The sequence below is a fragment of the Acinetobacter tibetensis genome (assembly GCF_023824315.1).
GTDB classification, from domain to species: domain Bacteria; phylum Pseudomonadota; class Gammaproteobacteria; order Pseudomonadales; family Moraxellaceae; genus Acinetobacter; species Acinetobacter tibetensis.
In genome coordinates this window covers 537,527-556,534 of record NZ_CP098732.1, presented here as the reverse complement: position 1 = coordinate 556,534, position 19,008 = coordinate 537,527, and the positions used below count along the sequence as shown (strand labels likewise).

Genomic DNA, 19,008 nt, shown 5'->3' with positions numbered 1-19,008 from the left:
ATGAATTCTCCACGTGATATTAGCCAAGACAAACCGCTACTGTGGCTCATGGCAGTTGCTTGTGGTCTTTGTGCCGGTGCAAACTATTATTGCCAACCTCTTATTCATTCAATTCAACAATATTTTAATGTGCCTGAGTCACAAGTGGCCTTAACCGTTACTTTTGCCCAAGTGTCTTATGCGCTGGGGTTATTGCTGATTGTTCCAATTGGAGACATGGTCAATAAAACCAAATTTATTCCGTTGCTCATGTTCTTCGCTGCAATCGGTTTATTTATTTGTGCCTTTGCCATCAACCTGCCTATGCTGTGGTTAGGCACCAGTATCGTCGGATTATTTTCCGTCGCAGCCCAAGTACTGATTCCATTAGCAACCATGGCGGTAAAACCTGAAAAAACAGGTGAAGTGATTGGTTTCCTTATGAGTGGTTTGCTGGTCGGCTTATTACTTTCGACCAGTTTGGCGGGGCTCGTGTCCAACCTTTTTCACTGGAAACTAATTTATGCGCTAAGCGGTGTCTTTACTCTCATCTTGGCTTTTTTACTGAAATCACGTTTACCTTATGTGATGTCATTTAAAATGAGCTATCCCCAAGTCTTTAAGTCCATGGGAGTATTGTTGCAGCAAGAACGTCGTCTTATATTACGTTCTTTAATTGGTGGCTTTGTCTTTGCGGCCATGAGCATTTTATTTTCAACCATCGCACTGTTGCTCACGTCTAAAACCTATCAACTCCCTGATGTACTGGTCGGGGTGATTCCACTGATTGGCGTATTTGGAGCACTGTCTACACAATATGTCGGAAAATTAGCGGATCAGGGCTATACCACTGTGCTCACTTGGTCAGGTTGTGCCGTTATGGCCGTCAGTTGGTACTTTCTATATTTAGGTGGACATAGCCTCATCAGTTATATTTTAGGCTATGGCTTAATTAATTTAGGCTTGGCGGTGGTGCATAGTAGCAATCAGAATATTATTTTCCGCATTCGCCCAGATGCCAAATCTCGCATTAACTCCATTTATATGACCATGTATTTTATTGGTGGAGCCTGTGGTTCAGCATTAGGCGTTTATGCTTGGCATCATGGTGGTTGGAGCATGAGTTGTCTGATGGGCATCTTGTTGGTTGTGGCTGCGATTGTCTTCGCCTTAATCGATTTTCTCAGCTATAACAAACCGCTCAATCCACGTGAAACTTTTCAGCCTTAAACAGATTTGCATGAGCCGAACGCATCTTTACCATCGCATCGACTCATGCAATGTAAACTTGTTAAGATACCTGCATAACCGGATAGAATGGTTTTTCCGTATCTAGTTGCTCGGCATTTTCCAGTAGAATAAACATAAAAATTGGAATAAGCATCGATAGAATATTGCAACCATCGGCAATATAACGTCGATTCACCACACTATTATAACTGACCCCACCCTGTAAAATTTGATTACGCAAGGTATTTAGGCGAGCAAACAGAAAGGTTAAGATTTCCGCCGTTTTTCTACTCTGTAAAGCTTGATGTACCACGCGCTGCTCAGCTTCAAATTCAGTTTTCCAAGATGCTTGACTGATTTTATTGTTCTGATAATCCCAGAATCCTTGATAAATATAAGGATTATCTAAAATTAAATGAATGCTTTGCTTACCTTTATGCTCAAGCACATATTCCACCTTGTGTTCATGATCCAACTGACTCAGCGCGGTTAAAAATTGCTTCACACCTTGTTGTGGTTGTAGAACTATGCCTTCACGGGCATAAATGGCATTAAATGAAATCCATAAACTGATAAATTTTAAATCCAGATCTTCATCAAGCAGCATCGCTTTTTTAAACCAACTCATCCCTCGATGCAGTCGCAAATTAAAGGCTTCGGAATGCTCTGCTTTTTGATTTTTAAATACTTCTTCGAGTACTAACATATCCGTCTCCATTTCTTTATTGTTGTCTTCTATTTACCATAACCAATTTGCAGACAACGCTCAATCAAAAAACGAGGATGGATGCGTTCAATACACATGGATTAAAAATGATGCAGTCGCAATAAGAAAAGCAGCCCAGAAAACAGGACTGCCTTGATCATGCATGATGCCTTTTAGCGGACAGTAAATTTTAAACCAATTTACTAAAATCAAGCGTTGTGGCTTGTTGCACAGGTGGATAGATAAGCAAAGAATAGAATTATGAGGCAGTTAACAAAACCTTGGCGGCTATGTCTTGCCTTTTTTAGGCTATTTTTACACTATATATAGTGACCCTTCATATAGTTAAATTCTGTTTTGCTTGTTCTCACTTTGTTCTTAAACGTGTAGGTGACAATTCGATAGGTTCTTTCATGTCTGATTTAAAACCGAATGCTGATATAGCTCAGCGTCCACGTATATCTGTTGCCCCGATAATGGCTTGGATAGATTAAATAAAATAACCCTAATTATTAGCCAAATAGGCAGCTATTTCATCTACCGTTGCTCTTGCTGTTCTAGAAACCCCAATGAGTGTCGCGGATGCCATACCAGTCCATTCACCATAGCCAACCAACCAAAGGTTATTTACTTTTATACAGCGTCCATCATTCACAGCAACTGTCTGATCAGGTTCCACAACATCCAGACTTCTTAAATGATTGAGTGAAGCCTTGAATCCTGTACACCAAATCACAGCATCTACAGCTTGTGTTGTACCATCCGCCCAAACAACGGAATGCTCCTCAAATGCGGTAAAGGGTTCTCGGCTATGTAGTACGCCACGTTCACGGGCCTCTTTGACACTGTCAATCATGACAATATCACCCAGACCACCAACAGGCTGATTGATCACTTTACCTTCCTGCTGCGCTTTTAATCGTTCCGTTGCCCGAAGAAATAAAACACGCCCATCAACATCATCTGATAAAAATTGAGGTGGTGTTACTGTGACCCACGTGGTATCTGCAACTTTTGAGACTTCAGCAAGAATTTGTGCACCAGAGTTGCCGCCCCCAACCACGATCACTTTTTTATTGATAAAAGGCTCTGGATTTACATAATGAGCTGAATGCGTTTGTAAGCCTTCAAATCGCTCATGTCCGTCATAGTGTGGAATATAAGGCTGACTCCATGTTCCTGTAGAACTGACCACCGCTTTTGCTCGCCAATATTGATCACCTGCATACACATCTAAATAGCCATCTTTTTGTTCAATATGATCCACATGTACAGGACGAATGATCGGAAATTGATAGCGTTGCTCGTATGCAGATAAGTAGTCGATCACTTCATTTCGTGTTGGGTAGGTTTGCTCTGTTGTTGGCATCATCCAACCCGACAACGAACTCCAAGTATTAGGAGAAAAAAGACGAAGCGACTGCCAAGCATGTGACCATGCACCGCCCGCCTGAGCTTGGTCATCCAAAATAACAAATGGAATTTTCTTACGTTTGAGGAAATAAGCTGTAGCAAGGGCTGCCTGACCACCACCAATAATGACCACATCGACTTCTGCTTGTAATTGAGTCAAAGCACCTCTCCCATTCTTTAATGTCATAAGCAAAATTAAAAACCCAGCCTGCTCAACAGACTGGGCTTATTTCATACAATTTTCAAGCGTTTAAATGAGCTTTTCAAATGCTCAATTGATCAAGATACTTTTCAACATCTTTGATCATCTAAAAATTTATAAACTCCGTTGATTGACACGCTTAGATAATTCTTCAGCAGATTCTTTCCGCTCTGAATAACGATTTGTGAGGTACTGACTCTGCCCACGCGTCAGCAAAGTGAATTTATACAGTTCCTCCATGACATCAACAATTCGATCATAAAAGGCTGAAGGTTTCATCCTGCCATCTTCTTCAAACTCTAAAAAAGCTTTAGGAATAGAGGATTGATTTGGAATGGTGATCATGCGCATCCAACGGCCTAAAATACGCATTTGATTAACACTATTAAAAGATTGCGAACCACCACTCACCTGCATCAAGGCCAACGTCTTGCCTTGGGTTGCGCGAATCGCACCGCCAGCCAATGGAATCCAATCAATCTGCGATTTAAAGATTGAACTCATTGAGCCATGACGTTCAGGCGAACACCACACCATGCCCTCTGACCATGCCAAAAGTTCATGTAGTTCTTTGGCTTTTGGATGTTCCATATCTGCATCTTCAGGTAAAGGTAAACCTTTAGGATGAAAGATTTTTACTTCGGCACCAAACTGCTCCAAAATACGTCCTGCTTCCATCACCGCCAGTCGGCTATATGAACGCTCACGGTTAGAACCATACAGCAGCAAAATACGGGGTGGATGATCCAACTCTTTAGCTTGTACTTTTTCTAAAGTCGGTTGATCCAAAAGATTCATATCTACATTTGGGAGAGTCATAGAAATTACACCTCTGCTTTAAAAAACTTTTTTCTGAGCCACAAGGACACACTGACTAAAGCAATCAATACGGGTACTTCAACCAGTGGGCCGATCACCGTGGTAAAAGCCACAGGCGAAGCCAAACCAAAAGTTGCAATCGCGACAGCTAAAGCCAGTTCAAAGTTATTTCCCGCAGCGGTAAAAGAAATGGCGGTGGTTTTAGCATAGTCATTGCCCATCCATTTGCTCATGAAGAAGCTGATGAAGAACATTACGATAAAGTAAATGGTCAATGGAATCGCAATACGCAAGACATCCATCGGCAAGCTCACCACGTCGTTCCCTTTAAGGCTAAACATCGCCACAATCGTAAACAATAAAGCCAGCAAACTCAGTGGGCTAATCTTGGGTAAAAAGGTATTTAGATACCAAGCCAAACCTTTAGTACGAACCAAAATGAATCGGGTCATAAAGCCAAGAAAAAATGGAATCCCTAAATACACCAATACCGCATGGGTAATGGTCCAGAAATCAACATTGATCACTTGTCCTGCAACACCAAAATAAGGCGGTAAAAAGGTCAAGAAGAGCCAAGCATAGGTACTGAAGAATAAAATCTGGAAGATACTATTAAAGGCGACCAATGCCGCAACATATTGGTTATCCCCACAGGCTAAACCATTCCAAACCAAAACCATGGCAATACAGCGTGCTAAACCAATCAAGATCAAGCCGGTCATATATTCAGGATAGCTATGTAAAAAAATGATGGCTAAGGCAAACATCAAAACAGGTGCAATAAGCCAGTTTTGTACTAAGGAGAGTGTCAGCGTTTTCTTATCTTTAAACACCTGTGGCAACGCGGCATAGTCCACTTTTGCTAAAGGTGGATACATCATCAAAATCAAACCGATCGCAATCGGAATATTGACTGAATCCACACTCATTTTATCCAAAGCCACTGAGGCTTGCGGAAAGAACACACCGATTGCAATCCCCAACGCCATAGCAATAAAAATCCATAGCGTGAGGTTACGATCTAGAAAGGATAATCTTTGTTGAGCCATGATGATCTCATTCAATATGCGAAATTTGATTGATCGCGGCTATCAACTCAGGACGAGACATATGCGCTGTATCGAGTGCCAATAATGCATCTAAGCGACGGTTGATATGATCAACGGTGACTTGGAATGCTTTGAGTTTTTCTTCTTTCGGTAAATCCAAGTGTGATGGATCTGCTAAACCCCAATGTGCTTTGATTGCACCACCTAAATAGAGCGGACATGCTTCCTGAGCGGCTGAATCACAAACCGTAATCACCACATCAGGTTGATATTGTTCACAGTCATCAATGGTTTTACTCCACAAGCCATCAGTTGAAAGACCAAGATTTTCTAAAGTTTCTATGGTCAACGGATGCACTTGTCCTGACGGCTTACTACCAGCACTGTATGCCTTCCAACCTTCAGGCGCACGACTGTTAAAAAGCACTTCAGATAAAATGCTACGGCAACTATTTCCAGTACATAAAAAAAGGAATTTCATCTTGTTCTACTCGCAATAACTATTGATTTGCTGAAAGGATAGTGCAACTTTTGGCTGTAAATCGGCATTTTTAAGGGTATTAAGTACGTCTAAGCACCAAGTAGGTAAATTGGGATTGAGACTGTAATACACCCATTGCCCTTGACGTCGATCTTGTAAAAGCCCCGAAGAACGCAGTAAGGCTAAGTGCCGCGAAATCTTGGGTTGGCTGAGTTGTAGTTTTTCAGTCAAATCACAAACACACTGTTCATTATTTCCAAGAACCAACATGACAATGTTGAATCGCGTTTCATCAGCCAAACATTTAAAGAAATTGATTTGATCCATACTTTCACTCACTCTGACATATGGATATATCAATATTCACATATATCCATGAAATTTTTATTTCAATCGCTGCCCATTTGCATCCAGCACTTGTTCACCGTCTTCTTTAGTGAAAGCACCCTTTTGTGGGAGGGGCAGAATTTCTAAAACCAGTTCTGACGGACGACTTAAACGAGTGCCTCGTTCAGTCACCACGAATGGACGGTTAATTAAAATTGGATACTGAAGCATAAAGTTAAGCAGTTGCTCATCGCTCCAATCCTCACGGTCCAACTCTAGATCAGAATAAGGGGCAACATTCTTACGAATTGCCTCTCGCACGGTTAAACCCGCATCCGCAATCATTTGAATCAGTTCATTTTTAGATGGAGGTGTTACAAGGTACTCAATCACTTCAGGTTCAATATTGGCATTACGGATTAACGCCAGTGTATTGCGTGATGTACCACATTCAGGGTTGTGATAAATCTTAACTTTTGGAGTAGCAGTCATTTACTCAAACTCAATCGAATCTTTGAATATATTTATATACGAATAAACATATATATGCAATTCCATATTTTATTTTTAAAGCATTACCATTTTGTCTAGTACAATGAGCAAACAATATAAAAAGCCTGATAAATAATCAGGCTTTTTATGGTCTAATTTTAGATTTAGCATAAAGTTAATTTTAGAAAATCTTAATCTTTAGCTAACATAATCTTCAGTTGATATCACTTGAGCATATGCAAATTCAAAAGCGACCATTAATGTTGCATGAACATGCCCAGCAGGTACTTTAACGCCATTAAATTCTAGGTCTAGCGTTGTACAAGCATCATGAATAACCCTTACCTTATAACCAAAGTCAGAAGCAGCACGTACAGCAGCATCAACACACATATGGCTCATAGCACCAATCACGACTAGCTCCGTCACTTGATTGCTATCTAAAATTTCTTTGAGATTCGTGTTTAAGAATGCATTGATGTGATTTTTAATGACCACAGTTTCATCTGCTTGTGGCTTAACTGTGTCCTGAAATTCAATACCGTTTGAGTCAGGTTGAAATATAGGCGATTCAGCATTCGCAATATGCTGGACATGAATCACTTGAGTACCATCTTGACGGGCTTTCGCAATTACTTTCACTGCATTAGCAGCAGCTTGTTCAATATTTACCAATGGTAATTTACCTGTAGGTAGATACTCATTTTGTAAGTCGATCACTAATAAAGCTGATTTTGACATATCTTTTCCTTTATTTAACTAACATTTATTTTGTTCTGATTGTTTAAAACAGAATTAGAAAGAAGCGTTTTTTACGCCATAGATTAACTAACCATTGGAGGAGTCGTTAATTGTCTTAAAACATCCGCCTTATCAAAATGAGCTCTTTTTTCAAGAATCTTTCCATCTTTGATTTGAAGTAGCATCATTAGAGAAAGTCGAACACGATTCCCTGTTGGTTCAATATCCATAAGCTTTTCTGAATGATATCCATCAAAAATCATAAATACAGCAACGTAATTATCTTCTGCGAATATCTTCTCAACAGTAAATTTAAATCCCTTGAAGGCATCAAAATTCGCTTTTTCAGACACAATAAAACCATCTGTACCATGAATAGGGGTATCTAGTTGTAAATAGAATATGAAATCTTCATGGCATAATTGTGCTGCACTTTCATAGTCTTCATTTTGTAAATGTTCGTAAAATTGTTGGGCCAACTCTTTATTGGTAATGATTTCAGTATTCATTATTTGCTCATTCAAATATCTTAGCCAACATAGAATTCATTCACCATTTTTATTTTAGGGAAATGAATACTATGCTGCCTTAAAAGTGAAGTTGGATGTGTTGAATTAAAAAGAAAGCGTTTCACCATCTAGTGGAATTAAAACTTTGTCTTGAATACCTTTATTTTTTACATATTCTGCAAGCTGAGCACGTGTTACCGACATGTGATTAATGGCATCCATGTGAACAGCAACCACTTTGGCATTTGGTGCTTTCTGAGTTGCGCGATAAGTATCTTCTTTGCCCATAATAATGGACTCGTTAAAGCCATTAACCAAAGCGTTACCTGTATTTAATACAATTACATCTGGTTTAAAGGATTGAATTGCTTGATCAACTTCAGGACGCCAAATGGTATCACCCGCCACATAAACCGTTTCATGTCCTGTCGCTTCAAATACCATACCCATTGCTTCACCTAAAAGAGCTTTTAGCTCAGGATTGCTATACATTTTATCCGTACCATGTTGACCACCAATTTTAGTCAGCTTAATGCCTTCAAACGTTGTTTGAGTCAGAATACGAACATCTTTAAAACCCTGTGATTGAATGGTTTTTTGATCTTGTTTGTTTTGTACAAAAACAGGCATATTTTTCGGAATCGTGGCTTGCGCTGCATCATCCCAATGATCTAAATGTGTATGGGTCACGATTACCGCATCTACACCTTCTAAAATCGTTTCAGGCTTGACAGGTAAATCGACCAATGGATTGCGTAAATAGCTACGATGAGTATCAGGAAAACCTTCATAGAAGCCTTTTTGCGCAAACATTGGGTCAATTAAAAAAGTCGTATCGGCATAGGTGACTTTAATCGTTGCATTGCGAATTTCTTGTATATGCGTCACTTTAGAGGTATCTCGCTGAACCACCTTATCATTCGCATATAAATGAACTGAAGCCATTGCCAGAGAGAGTGCAATAACAGAGCGACTTAAAATTTTATTCATGTTCTAGATCCAATCATTGAGTCATACTTGAATCATGATAGAAATCATCAAACAAAAAAATTGTCCTTAAGGACAATCATCGAAACTATTGGGACAATATGCTATATTCATTATTTTAGAGAGGTCGGTTGAATGGCTATACCAGTGATTGGATTGTTCGTTTATCCCAATATAAATCCATTTCACTTCTCTATCCCCCACATTATCTTCAATATCAAAATTGAAGATAAACCCTTATTTGATCTTAAAATTTTTTCTATAGATGGTCAGCCTGTAAAAACAGAACAATCTATGATGATTATTCCTGATGGTGGGATCGAACTCATTAAAGAGTCGGATCTTATTATTATTCCGGGGTGGGATGATTTTAATCACAAACCTGAACCAATACTGATTGATAGCCTCAATTGGGCATATCAGAATGGAATTAGAATCGTAGGGTTATGCTATGGAACTTATGCATTGGCATATGCTGGTTTACTTGACCATAAAAAAGCAGCTACGCACTGGATGGCTGAACAAGATTTTAGTGAGCGATTTCCACAGGTTCAGCTTGATCGTGATGCTCTGTATGTAGAAGACCAAAGAGTCGTAACCTCTGCTGGAACAGGTGCAGCATTAGACTGCTGTTTGTACTTGGTACGTGAAATCTATAATGCACAAATTGCAAATAAAGTATCTAGAGTAATGGTGATCCCACCTCATCGTGAAGGTGGACAAGCTCAATTTATTGAACAGCCTGTGGCAAAGTCGAGCCAGAATGCACAAATTAATCTCTTACTTGATTTTTTAAGAAAGAATTTAGCTATTCAACATAATATTGAAGGCCTAGCTGAACGGGCAAATATGACACGTAGGACGTTCACACGACATTTTAAGAAAGCTACGGGCATGACCTTAGTTGATTGGCTCAATACTGAAAGAATCAGATTAAGCTGTGAACTCTTAGAAAGTACAAATTTGTCTATCGAAAAGATAACCGAGCTTTCAGGGTTTAATAATACCGTGTCATTTCGAAAAAATTTTCGTGAAAAATATGGCATTAGCCCTCAGGCATGGAGAAAAGCTTTTGGGATCACGAGTGAAGATCATCAGCTCTAAGTAAAATATTTGTAATTTTAACAGTTCAGCATGGAGGGCTTTTACATTAAGGCGATTCGACGGTTAACAGCGAGATTTCAGCGGGGGTATAACCACGCTCAGATAAGATGCTGCAAATGGCTGTTCTAAGATTCTGGCAGCTAGATTTTTGAATTTTTTTGAGTAAGTCCAAATCACTATAACTGCTTAAGTTATATTTCATTTCGAGAACTTTTGAATTTGGTGTTGAATAAAAGGAATGTAAGAACTTTCGTATTCGGGGGCGCATATAGAGCACAAAAAAATAATGGATTGTTATCTTATCGAATTTTTTCACAGTAGAAAAGTAGGCACTCATAATTTTAATGTTGCAGTTTGAGTCCACGATTCTTTATTCAAGCACATGATTTTACTCAAAGTGTAGCTGGTATTCATCCGTCGTGATTTTGATTTTTAGATTCTTATATTTTCTTTTCGTCGCACTTAAAGCTGAATTGGTCACTTCTGCATGAAACTTAGGATCATTCATTAACGCATGAAATAGCTTATATCCCATCAACATTTTACTGATCTTTTTATTTTCATTCAGCGTATTTTCAATGATTTGGTCTAGATCACTTACCGAAAAGTTATACATACCACCCTCTTCACAATGTTAATTTGATCATTAAATATACAAAATAATCACAAAGAAAAAAACCGATATAAAATATTTTTCTTTAAAAAACATAGAGATTTTATAAAACAAACATCATCATTCACGTACAAAATCTCAAACTCGAAGTAATGGTTTTTTTACATTAATCATATTAACTTGGCCTGAGGTATTGTTATTTTGAAACAGCAGTCATGACCTACTTACCATCATCAAACTTTTTAAACGCTTTGGAAAGCTGACTGAGTGTTTTGACGTGTTTTCCATAATGACGACATGAACGGCATGCCAACAAATGAAGTTGTAAATTAGTCTGCTCTCGAAACAGAAGTGGTCTGTCTAATCTTTCAGATAATAATGGGGTGACTTCACGTCTGCATGAGAAAATAGCAAACCACATAATCAACTTAGAACCATAACGGTTTAGCTTCCATCGCTCTGTAAAATACTTCGTCAATCCAATCAGCTCATCCGTTGAAGGAAGTCGGTCTCTTTTTTGACTGGAAGATATTTGGCGTGTTTTTCTTAACTGAGCCGTAGCCTTATCGAACCCATTTAAATCAATATCCATTTCCCACATAACAGCAGCATGAGAAAGCACCCCACGGATATGTAAAAGCTCATGTTGCTGCGTACTAGTCGCGATCAGTTCAAGTTCGAGATCAGGGATCTCCCCCCTTCCTTAAAGCAACATGCTCGGCCAAATGTACTGATTTTATTTTTGTGGTAATATTGCGCGCGATTGGTAGCTTCTTAATTAAGAGCAGAGAATAGCGTTTCGTCCTTCCGTACTCGCTCCCGACTTCATCCAAATATTTATCTATGGCATCTGATAAGGTCAGATCAATCAGCTTTTCTTTGCCAAGCAAAATATCAGGATTTTATTGGATTTCGACTTCTCGTTTCTTAACCCAGTTTTCAACCAATGTTTTTGAATGAAATACTTTACTTTCAGAAAAAGTAGGAAAGCCCTTTCGATTGATTCGAATCGCAGTACGATAATTCACTTTACCCTCTGCACCTTTCTTTGCTGTCATTAACCCCATAATTTACACCACAGATTGTTTTGATTATGGTGTAAATGCAAACCGATTAACCCACCTAAACACAGGTTTAAACAGATTCGCGCAGGTTGCGAAATATAGATTAAAGGTATGATTTTTAATGACTATTAACAAAAACATTGAAAACACTCAATCTCCGCGAATCAGTGTTGCCCCGATGATGGATTGGACCACCAAGGACTATCGATTCTTTGCCCGTTTATTTAATCCAAATGTGATTTTATATACCGAAATGGTCACTACTGGTGCCATTCTTTTTGGCGATGCCAAACGCCATTTAGATTTTAACAATCAAGAACATCCAATCGTTTTACAACTCGGCGGCTCCAATCCTAAAGACTTAGCCACTTGCACAAAGATGGCACAAGACTGGGGCTATGATGAGGTCAATTTAAACGTTGGCTGCCCAAGTGACCGTGTACAAAACAATAAAATTGGTGCCTGCCTCATGGCAGAACCTGACCTCGTTGCAGAATGTATCGCTGAAATGCGCAATGCAGTAAATATTCCTGTCACCGTGAAACATCGTATCGGCATTGATGATATGCACTCTTATGAAGAAATGCTGCATTTTGTCGATACAGTGGCCAAAACAGGTTGTGATAATTTTATCGTACATGCGCGTATTGCGTTATTGCAGGGTTTATCTCCAAAAGAAAACCGTGAAGTTCCACCGCTGCGTTATGAAGATGTCTATCGACTCAAACAAGAACGCCCAAATCTACTGATTGAAATTAACGGCGGGATCAAAACCTTTGCTGAAACACAAGAACATCTCAAACATGTGGATGGTGTGATGATTGGTCGTGAGGCCTATCACAATCCGTACCTTTTGGCAGAACTGGGTCAATTGTGGAATTTAGACCTGCCTAATCGTTTTGATATCATCGATCAAATGCTGCCTTATATTGCTCAGCGTATGGCTGAGGGTGCTCCTTTATCGATTATCACCCGTCATATTCTGGGATTATTTCAAAACCTTCCGGGTGCTCGAAAGTGGCGTCAAGCTTTAAGTGGAGGTAATGCCAAGACTTTTGCAGATGTAGAAAATGCAATTATCAACATCAAAGAAGCAATGCAACGCACTGAGGATTACTTAAAAGAACAGTCGGTTTAATCGCCATTAAATATTTAACCCATCAAAAATTCTGCATTATGCCAATCTTTTGAATACAACGATGATCTGTCGAGATCATCGTTGTAAATGATGCAGCAAATACTCAGTACTTTTCTGTATCACCTCATCTGCATTTTGACTCCATACCATCACCACATCGGACAAGCTATTTGCAGCCTGCAAAGGAATGAGCTTCACCTGTTCTGGCAAAATCTCTGTAAATTCTTCAGGAACAATACAAACTCCAATTTCAGCAGCAACCAATTGAAGTTGGGACACTTTACGGGATTGAATGGGCGCTTTCTTTGGGGTAAAACCTGCACTGAGACAAAGGTTTGAGACTAAATAACTCAGTCCACCCCGTTCAGCATGCGGTGTCGAGACAAAATTTTCATGCCTTAACTGCTGAATTTTGATGCTTTTTTCTATGGCTAACATATGGTTTAGATGTAACGCGACATATAATGGCTCATGGTAGAGCTTTACCATATGTAACTCATCAAGGTGATTTAAAACAGGTGGGCGAATAAAACCGACATCAATATGACCCGTCTTGAGCGCTAGAACCTGATCTTCTGAGGATAAAGTATTGAGTTCAAAATGAACCTCGAGATCCTTTGAAGCTTGGTCAAACACTTTGACTTTTTCCAAGCTCATTGTAATGGTACTTGAGTGTGCAATTTTAATGAGTCGATTTTTCCCATTTGCGATATCTTTAGAATTTTCAATAATATGTTCTAAGTTCAATACATTATTTTTAAGCTGAGCATAAAAAAATTGCCCCGCTTTAGTGAGTTTTATTTTTTTATCAGCCCGATCAAAAATTTCAAATCCAACTTCTTCTTCCAAAAGCTTGATCTGTCGGCTCAAAGCAGATTGGGCAATGAATAACTTTTCAGAAGCCGCGATAAAGCCGCCCTCCTCGACAATGCTAATCAGATAATTAAATTGCTTAAGTGTTGCCATTATCATCTCAAAATTAGATTAAACCTTATTTTTTCTATATTAGATGAGATCAATTAATTTAACTACACTTGACTTAAAGAGACTTCGATAAGAGAAAAAACATGAGTTTATCCAAACAAATACTGGTGTTAGTTTGCATTATCAGCGCTTTGGTTTTACTCCATCTTTATGATGGTTTTATTGCGAAACGAACCGGAAAAAGTACGCAGCCACTTGAATTAATTTCTTTACAAGACTGATGATATCGAGGCTTCAGCTATATTCATTTGGCTTGGCATAGAAAAAGTCTCGACTGTTTACGATCTCTAGCAAACCCATGACCATCTATAATTGTGCAAAAAAATTTGATTCTAGGCGTATGCCAGATTTCACTAAAGTATGCTTTTCTATATTGGTGCGACATGAGGTTTTTCTGAGTTAAAATCATCAAGATACTCAATACATTTCCTTGTAATGTTGTATCTCAAAACAGCATCTTTTTTAAAAAGATGTTCTCTTGCACCACGTTTTTCAATTCATTGACAGGCGTTTTTATTTTTAAGAATCAGATAATTTAAAAAAATTCTTTTTTCTATTCATTTAAATTTTTTATCATCTATGGGCGACATAAATAAATTGATTGATGTCGCCCAATTAAACCTAAAATTAGTCTTTTTGCTTCGCTTTGATGTGATCTAATTTTTTCAGTACTTCTGCAACTGCAATCATGGCAAAACTAGACGTCACTACGACCGCCGAACCATAGCCCCCACAGCGCAAACCAGCACTTGGGCACACATCGGCGCTGGAAAATGGATTATCAATCGAATACACACAGGTAATCCCAAACTTTTCTTTTGGTTTTTTACAAATGCCTTTAGAACGAAGTTGTGTGCGTAATTTTGCCAACATTGGGTCTTGTTCCGTTTTAGATAAATCTGCGACCCGAATTTTCAGTGGATCAAGCTTACCGCCTGCTCCTCCCGAAACAATTAACGGAATTTTATTAAAACGGCAATGTAACATCAGTGCCAACTTGGCTTTGACATCATCAATGCAGTCCAGAATTAAATCAGGGGCATTGCTTAATAATTCTTTGACATTATCTGGGGTTAAATAATCATCGATCAGGTTAATTTTAATTTTCGGATTAATTGAACGACAGCGTTCTGCCATGACTTCAATTTTTTCACAGCCCAATGTTGAGGTCATTGCAGGTAATTGACGATTAATATTTGATGCAGCAACCACATCCATATCGACCAAAGTCAGCTCTCCTACACCAGTACGCGCCAAAGCTTCCACCGCCCAAGAACCAACACCGCCAATTCCAATCACCATGACATGGCTTTTCTCATAATGACTAAATGTATCCTCACCATAAATTTTGGCTACACCTGCAAAACGGCGCTCATATTCATCATCTAGGAGTAAATCAGTCATAGGGAGATCAAATCAGAAAAATTATCGCGAGCATTTTATCAAATCCAATTTAAAAGTTGCGGATTAATATTCAGTCCAAGCACTTGGGAACTGGATTGCATCAGCTTTATTTGCATTCAATACATAAGTCTTACGTTGATTCATGGGCAGTTGATCTGAAGATGGCGACAAAGTGCGAATATAGTGATATTTCATACGCCACGTATTCGCTTGTAGATATTCAATATTCAGTACCAATTTTTCGAGGTCATGACAATGTTCCCCTGACTGGGCATAATCTTGTTCCGAGAAACAGGCTCGAATCATTCTTGAGACAGAAAATGGAATATTCTGAAAAATCTGTTGGTATTTGCCCTGAGGATTGAGCTGTAGAAAGTCCGCCACTTCTTCCGTCATGCCCCCACCTGAGTACATTTCATCCCAACGCTGAATCAGGGCAATGCTGTAATCGGCATCATTGACTGGAAATAACACTGGATAAAGATGTAAAGCATCGGCTCGCACAAAATGACCTTGCTCATCCAGTAAATCTTCTGGTGCGACAGGGCCATCCACAGTCCAATGTGGATTCTGCGTCAGTGGTCGGTAATCTGAAAAATCCCAATGATTGCGTAATTGATAACTTTGTGCATTTTTTTCTAGCTCAAAGAGTTTCAATTTGGCAATCACATAATGATGTTTAGGCTGATTCGGAACCTGATAAAGTTGCCATGTGGCAGCAGTCTCACAGGAAATCTTGAGCTGAGAACAAATACTTTCTCGCTGTGCTTGGGTAATTTTTTGTGGTTTTAATATCTGGGCTTGCGGTTTTGCATGGCCCCAAACTGGAAATAGGCATACACATCCTGCCAATAAAAATTTCAACATAAATTCAATCTTGTTCCGTCGTTTAATCTATACAAAAGGAGCCTTAGACTTCGCATCATAAGGCTCCTTGTAAGGGATCGCGTTGGCTATATCAACTCGCAATTAAATGTCGCAATACATAATGCAGAATCCCACCTGCTTTGAAATATTCAACTTCGTTGAGGGTATCAATACGGCATAACACAGGGAACGAATCACGAGAGCCATCGGTTCGAGTCACTTCCACTTCAAAGGTCTGATGCGGCGCCAAATCATCCGATAAGCCTAAAATCGAAATACTTTCATGCCCTGTCAGATTTAAACTGTGTCGGTTCTGATCAGACATAAACTGCAAAGGTAATACGCCCATACCAACCAGATTTGAACGGTGAATCCGCTCAAAACTTTCAGCAATAACAGCTTTCACACCGAGCAAATTGGTGCCCTTCGCAGCCCAATCACGGGAAGAGCCTGTGCCATATTCTTTACCTGCAATAATCACCAACGGCGTGCCTTGCTGTTGATACAGCATGGCAGCATCATAAATTGCCAGTTTTTCACCGCTTGGAATATGCAACGTATTGCCGCCCTCTTCTCCACCTAACATTTCATTTTTAATGCGAATATTGGCGAATGTGCCGCGCATCATAACTTCATGATTACCGCGACGTGAACCATAGGAGTTAAAATCATTCGGCTCTACGCCATGCTCTTGCAGATAGCGGCCAGCAGGACTGTCTTTTTTAATATTGCCTGCGGGGGAAATATGGTCAGTGGTGACCGAATCTCCAAGCACTGCCAGTATTCGCGCATGCTCAATATTATGTAATGAATTCAAGGGTTGCCCAATATCTGCAAAAAATGGCGGATGTCGGATATAGGTAGAATGCTCGTCCCATGCATAAGTCTGACTTTGTGGAATTTGAATCGCCTTCCAACTGGCATCGCCTTCAAATACCGCGGCATATTCTTTATGGAACATGTCGGTATTCACGTTCTGCAACACTTCGTCTATTTCTGCCTGACTTGGCCAAATGTCTTTTAAATAGACCGCTTCGCCATGTATATCCAATCCAATCGGTTGGGTGGTTAAATCTACACGAATATTCCCTGCCAAACCAAAAGCAATCACCAAAGGCGGTGAAGCCAACCAATTGGTTTTCACCAAAGGATGTACTCGCCCTTCAAAATTACGATTGCCCGATAATACTGAAGCGACATTTAAATCATAACAATTGATGGCTTCTTCAATTGCTTCAGGTAAAGGCCCCGAATTACCAATACAGGTGGTACAACCGTAACCAACCAAGTTATAACCCAACTGATCGAGATAAGGCGTTAAACCTGCGGCATTCAGATAGTCCGTTACCACTTTAGAACCGGGAGCCAAGGAGCTTTTCACCCAAGGTTTGCGTTGTAGACCTTTTTCAATGGCTTTTTTTGCAAGCAGACCTGCCGCCAACATCACACTTGGATTAGACGTATTGGTACAGGAGGTAATGGCTGAAATCACCACATCGCCATGTACCAATGGATACTGCTTACCATCGATTTCACAGAATGCACTTTCATGCGTGATATTGGATTTTTGCGCATCGACCGCTGTACCACCGCCCCCTTCATTTTCTAAACGTGCTTTATCTTCTTTGGCAGGTTTTAAACTCAGCTCCATTAAAGCATCAAAAGTTTGTGGTACATCTGCCAGTAAAACCCGATCTTGTGGACGTTTAGGACCCGCAACACTCGCAGCAACCGTCGACATATCAAGGCTTAAAGTATCGGTAAACACAGGTTCATCTCCTGCATTTCGCCATAAGCCCTGTTCTTTACAATACGCTTCGACCAAAGCGATGCGTTCATCACTACGTCCTGTTAAGCGCATATAGGCCAGCGTCACTTCATCAACTGGGAAAAAGCCACAGGTTGCCCCATATTCAGGTGCCATATTGGCAATGGTGGCACGGTCAGCCAAAGGCAAATCCGCCAGTCCATCACCATAAAATTCAACAAATTTACCCACCACGCCTTTTTGACGCAGCATTTGCGTGATGGTAAGAACCAAATCCGTTGCCGTTATGCCCTCGCGCAATTTCCCCGTGAGTTTAAAACCAATCACTTCAGGAATGAGCATGGAAATGGGTTGTCCTAACATGGCGGCTTCGGCTTCAATTCCGCCCACACCCCAACCTAAGACCCCCAAACCATTAATCATCGTGGTATGTGAATCTGTACCCACCAAGGTATCTGGGAAGGCATAGGTTTGCCCGTCTGATTCACCTAGCCATACCGCTTGCGCTAAATATTCCAGATTCACCTGATGGCAAATCCCCGTTCCCGGCGGAACCACACTAAAGTTATTGAATGCCGATTGTCCCCAACGCAGGAACTGATAACGCTCACCATTACGCTGCATTTCAATTTCAACATTTTCAGCAAAGGCACGATTACTGGCAAAATGATCAACCATCACCGAGTGGTCAATGATCAAATCAACTGGAGATAAAGGATTAATTATATTCGGATCTCGTCCAGCTTGTGCGACTGCTGCGCGCATGGCGGCTAAATCGACCACCGCAGGTACACCTGTAAAATCCTGCATGAGGACTCGCGCAGGGCGATACTGAATTTCTTGTTCCGAGCTTCGGGTTTGCTGCCATTCCACAATCGCCAAAATATCATCTGCTTTGACCGTTACACCATCTTCAAAGCGCAATAAATTTTCTAATAAGACTTTAAGTGATTTGGGTAGTTTAGACAGTTCTCCCAGTTGTGGCTGGGCTTGTGCCAAACTAAAAATCTGATAAGTTTTGGAACCGACTGTAAAGGATTGTAATGCATTAAAACTATTGATTTGACTATACTTTGCCATAGGTGGATCCTCCGGCGTGCATGGTTGTTTTTTATTCCATTGTTCTTTTTA

19 protein-coding genes and 1 pseudogene are annotated in these 19,008 nt (G+C 40.0%); 3 read left to right on the top strand and 17 right to left on the bottom strand.

What is annotated here, in order from left to right; genetic code table 11:
- A complete protein-coding gene (locus tag M5E07_RS02680; RefSeq protein ID WP_116761324.1) occupies positions 1–1,209 on the top strand; it encodes an MFS transporter in 1,209 nt (402 codons plus the stop codon).
- A gap of 61 nt (positions 1,210–1,270) precedes the next feature.
- Here the strand turns inward: M5E07_RS02680 and M5E07_RS02675 are convergent, their stop codons facing one another.
- The 10 genes from M5E07_RS02675 to M5E07_RS02630 form a co-directional block, all read right to left on the bottom strand.
- Positions 1,271–1,915 (bottom strand): HEPN domain-containing protein, encoded by a 645-nt coding sequence (locus M5E07_RS02675; protein ID WP_116761322.1) that lies wholly within the window; start codon positions 1,913–1,915, stop codon positions 1,271–1,273.
- A 505-nt stretch (positions 1,916–2,420) separates the two neighbouring features.
- A complete protein-coding gene (locus tag M5E07_RS02670) occupies positions 2,421–3,488 on the bottom strand; it encodes an ArsO family NAD(P)H-dependent flavin-containing monooxygenase (protein WP_252221658.1) in 1,068 nt (355 codons plus the stop codon).
- Positions 3,489–3,644: 156 nt separating this feature from the next.
- Positions 3,645–4,349, bottom strand: coding sequence for an arsenical resistance protein ArsH (gene arsH / locus M5E07_RS02665; RefSeq protein WP_252221655.1), 705 nt, complete (start codon positions 4,347–4,349; stop codon positions 3,645–3,647).
- A gap of 5 nt (positions 4,350–4,354) precedes the next feature.
- Entirely contained in the window at positions 4,355–5,398 is a 1,044-nt protein-coding gene (arsB, locus tag M5E07_RS02660; protein WP_116761318.1) for an ACR3 family arsenite efflux transporter, read from the bottom strand.
- Between the two features lie 7 nt (positions 5,399–5,405).
- Entirely contained in the window at positions 5,406–5,879 is a 474-nt protein-coding gene (locus tag M5E07_RS02655) for an arsenate reductase ArsC (RefSeq protein WP_047428623.1), read from the bottom strand.
- A gap of 6 nt (positions 5,880–5,885) precedes the next feature.
- Positions 5,886–6,206: a metalloregulator ArsR/SmtB family transcription factor gene (locus tag M5E07_RS02650; protein ID WP_252221639.1), complete on the bottom strand. Its 321-nt coding sequence runs from the start codon at positions 6,204–6,206 to the stop codon at positions 5,886–5,888.
- Between the two features lie 57 nt (positions 6,207–6,263).
- The gene (gene arsC, locus M5E07_RS02645) at positions 6,264–6,698 is read right to left on the bottom strand and encodes an arsenate reductase (glutaredoxin) (RefSeq protein WP_252221634.1); all 435 of its coding nucleotides are present in this window, start codon (positions 6,696–6,698) and stop codon (positions 6,264–6,266) included.
- Between the two features lie 198 nt (positions 6,699–6,896).
- On the bottom strand, positions 6,897–7,439 hold the full coding sequence (locus tag M5E07_RS02640) for a cysteine hydrolase family protein (RefSeq protein ID WP_252221631.1): 543 nt from the start codon (positions 7,437–7,439) through the stop codon (positions 6,897–6,899).
- A gap of 83 nt (positions 7,440–7,522) precedes the next feature.
- The gene (locus M5E07_RS02635; RefSeq protein WP_252221628.1) at positions 7,523–7,948 is read right to left on the bottom strand and encodes an ester cyclase; all 426 of its coding nucleotides are present in this window, start codon (positions 7,946–7,948) and stop codon (positions 7,523–7,525) included.
- Between the two features lie 105 nt (positions 7,949–8,053).
- Entirely contained in the window at positions 8,054–8,938 is an 885-nt protein-coding gene (locus M5E07_RS02630) for an MBL fold metallo-hydrolase (RefSeq protein WP_252221612.1), read from the bottom strand.
- Positions 8,939–9,070: 132 nt separating this feature from the next.
- On the opposite strand from M5E07_RS02630, the gene M5E07_RS02625 reads away from it, so the two are divergent.
- A complete protein-coding gene (locus M5E07_RS02625) occupies positions 9,071–10,039 on the top strand; it encodes a GlxA family transcriptional regulator (RefSeq protein WP_252221609.1) in 969 nt (322 codons plus the stop codon).
- 388 nt (positions 10,040–10,427) lie between these two features.
- Here M5E07_RS02625 and M5E07_RS02620 read toward each other — a convergent pair whose 3' ends face one another.
- The 3 genes and pseudogenes from M5E07_RS02620 to M5E07_RS16380 form a co-directional block, all read right to left on the bottom strand.
- Positions 10,428–10,655 carry a hypothetical protein gene (locus tag M5E07_RS02620; protein ID WP_252221606.1) on the bottom strand — a complete coding sequence of 76 codons (228 nt, stop codon included), beginning with the start codon at positions 10,653–10,655 and terminating at the stop codon, positions 10,428–10,430.
- Positions 10,656–10,872: 217 nt separating this feature from the next.
- On the bottom strand, positions 10,873–11,061 hold the full coding sequence (locus M5E07_RS02615) for a zf-HC2 domain-containing protein (protein ID WP_252223661.1): 189 nt from the start codon (positions 11,059–11,061) through the stop codon (positions 10,873–10,875).
- A pseudogene (locus tag M5E07_RS16380) lies at positions 11,041–11,719 on the bottom strand (integrase); the annotation flags it as partial. The gene M5E07_RS02615 and the pseudogene M5E07_RS16380, both read right to left, overlap by 21 nt.
- Before the next feature lie 118 nt (positions 11,720–11,837).
- Between M5E07_RS16380 and dusA the strand changes: the two are divergent.
- Positions 11,838–12,854: a tRNA dihydrouridine(20/20a) synthase DusA gene (dusA, locus tag M5E07_RS02605; protein WP_434087792.1), complete on the top strand. Its 1,017-nt coding sequence runs from the start codon at positions 11,838–11,840 to the stop codon at positions 12,852–12,854.
- A 75-nt stretch (positions 12,855–12,929) separates the two neighbouring features.
- On the opposite strand, the gene M5E07_RS02600 is transcribed toward dusA, so the two are convergent.
- From M5E07_RS02600 to acnA, 4 genes are all read right to left on the bottom strand, one after another.
- On the bottom strand, positions 12,930–13,820 hold the full coding sequence (locus tag M5E07_RS02600; protein WP_252221600.1) for a LysR substrate-binding domain-containing protein: 891 nt from the start codon (positions 13,818–13,820) through the stop codon (positions 12,930–12,932).
- Between the two features lie 645 nt (positions 13,821–14,465).
- A complete protein-coding gene (locus M5E07_RS02595; protein ID WP_252221595.1) occupies positions 14,466–15,242 on the bottom strand; it encodes a tRNA threonylcarbamoyladenosine dehydratase in 777 nt (258 codons plus the stop codon).
- Positions 15,243–15,305: 63 nt separating this feature from the next.
- A complete protein-coding gene (locus tag M5E07_RS02590) occupies positions 15,306–16,109 on the bottom strand; it encodes a hypothetical protein (protein WP_252221592.1) in 804 nt (267 codons plus the stop codon).
- Positions 16,110–16,200: 91 nt separating this feature from the next.
- Positions 16,201–18,957 (bottom strand): aconitate hydratase AcnA, encoded by a 2,757-nt coding sequence (gene acnA, locus M5E07_RS02585; RefSeq protein ID WP_252221587.1) that lies wholly within the window; start codon positions 18,955–18,957, stop codon positions 16,201–16,203.
- Positions 18,958–19,008 lie beyond the last annotated feature (51 nt).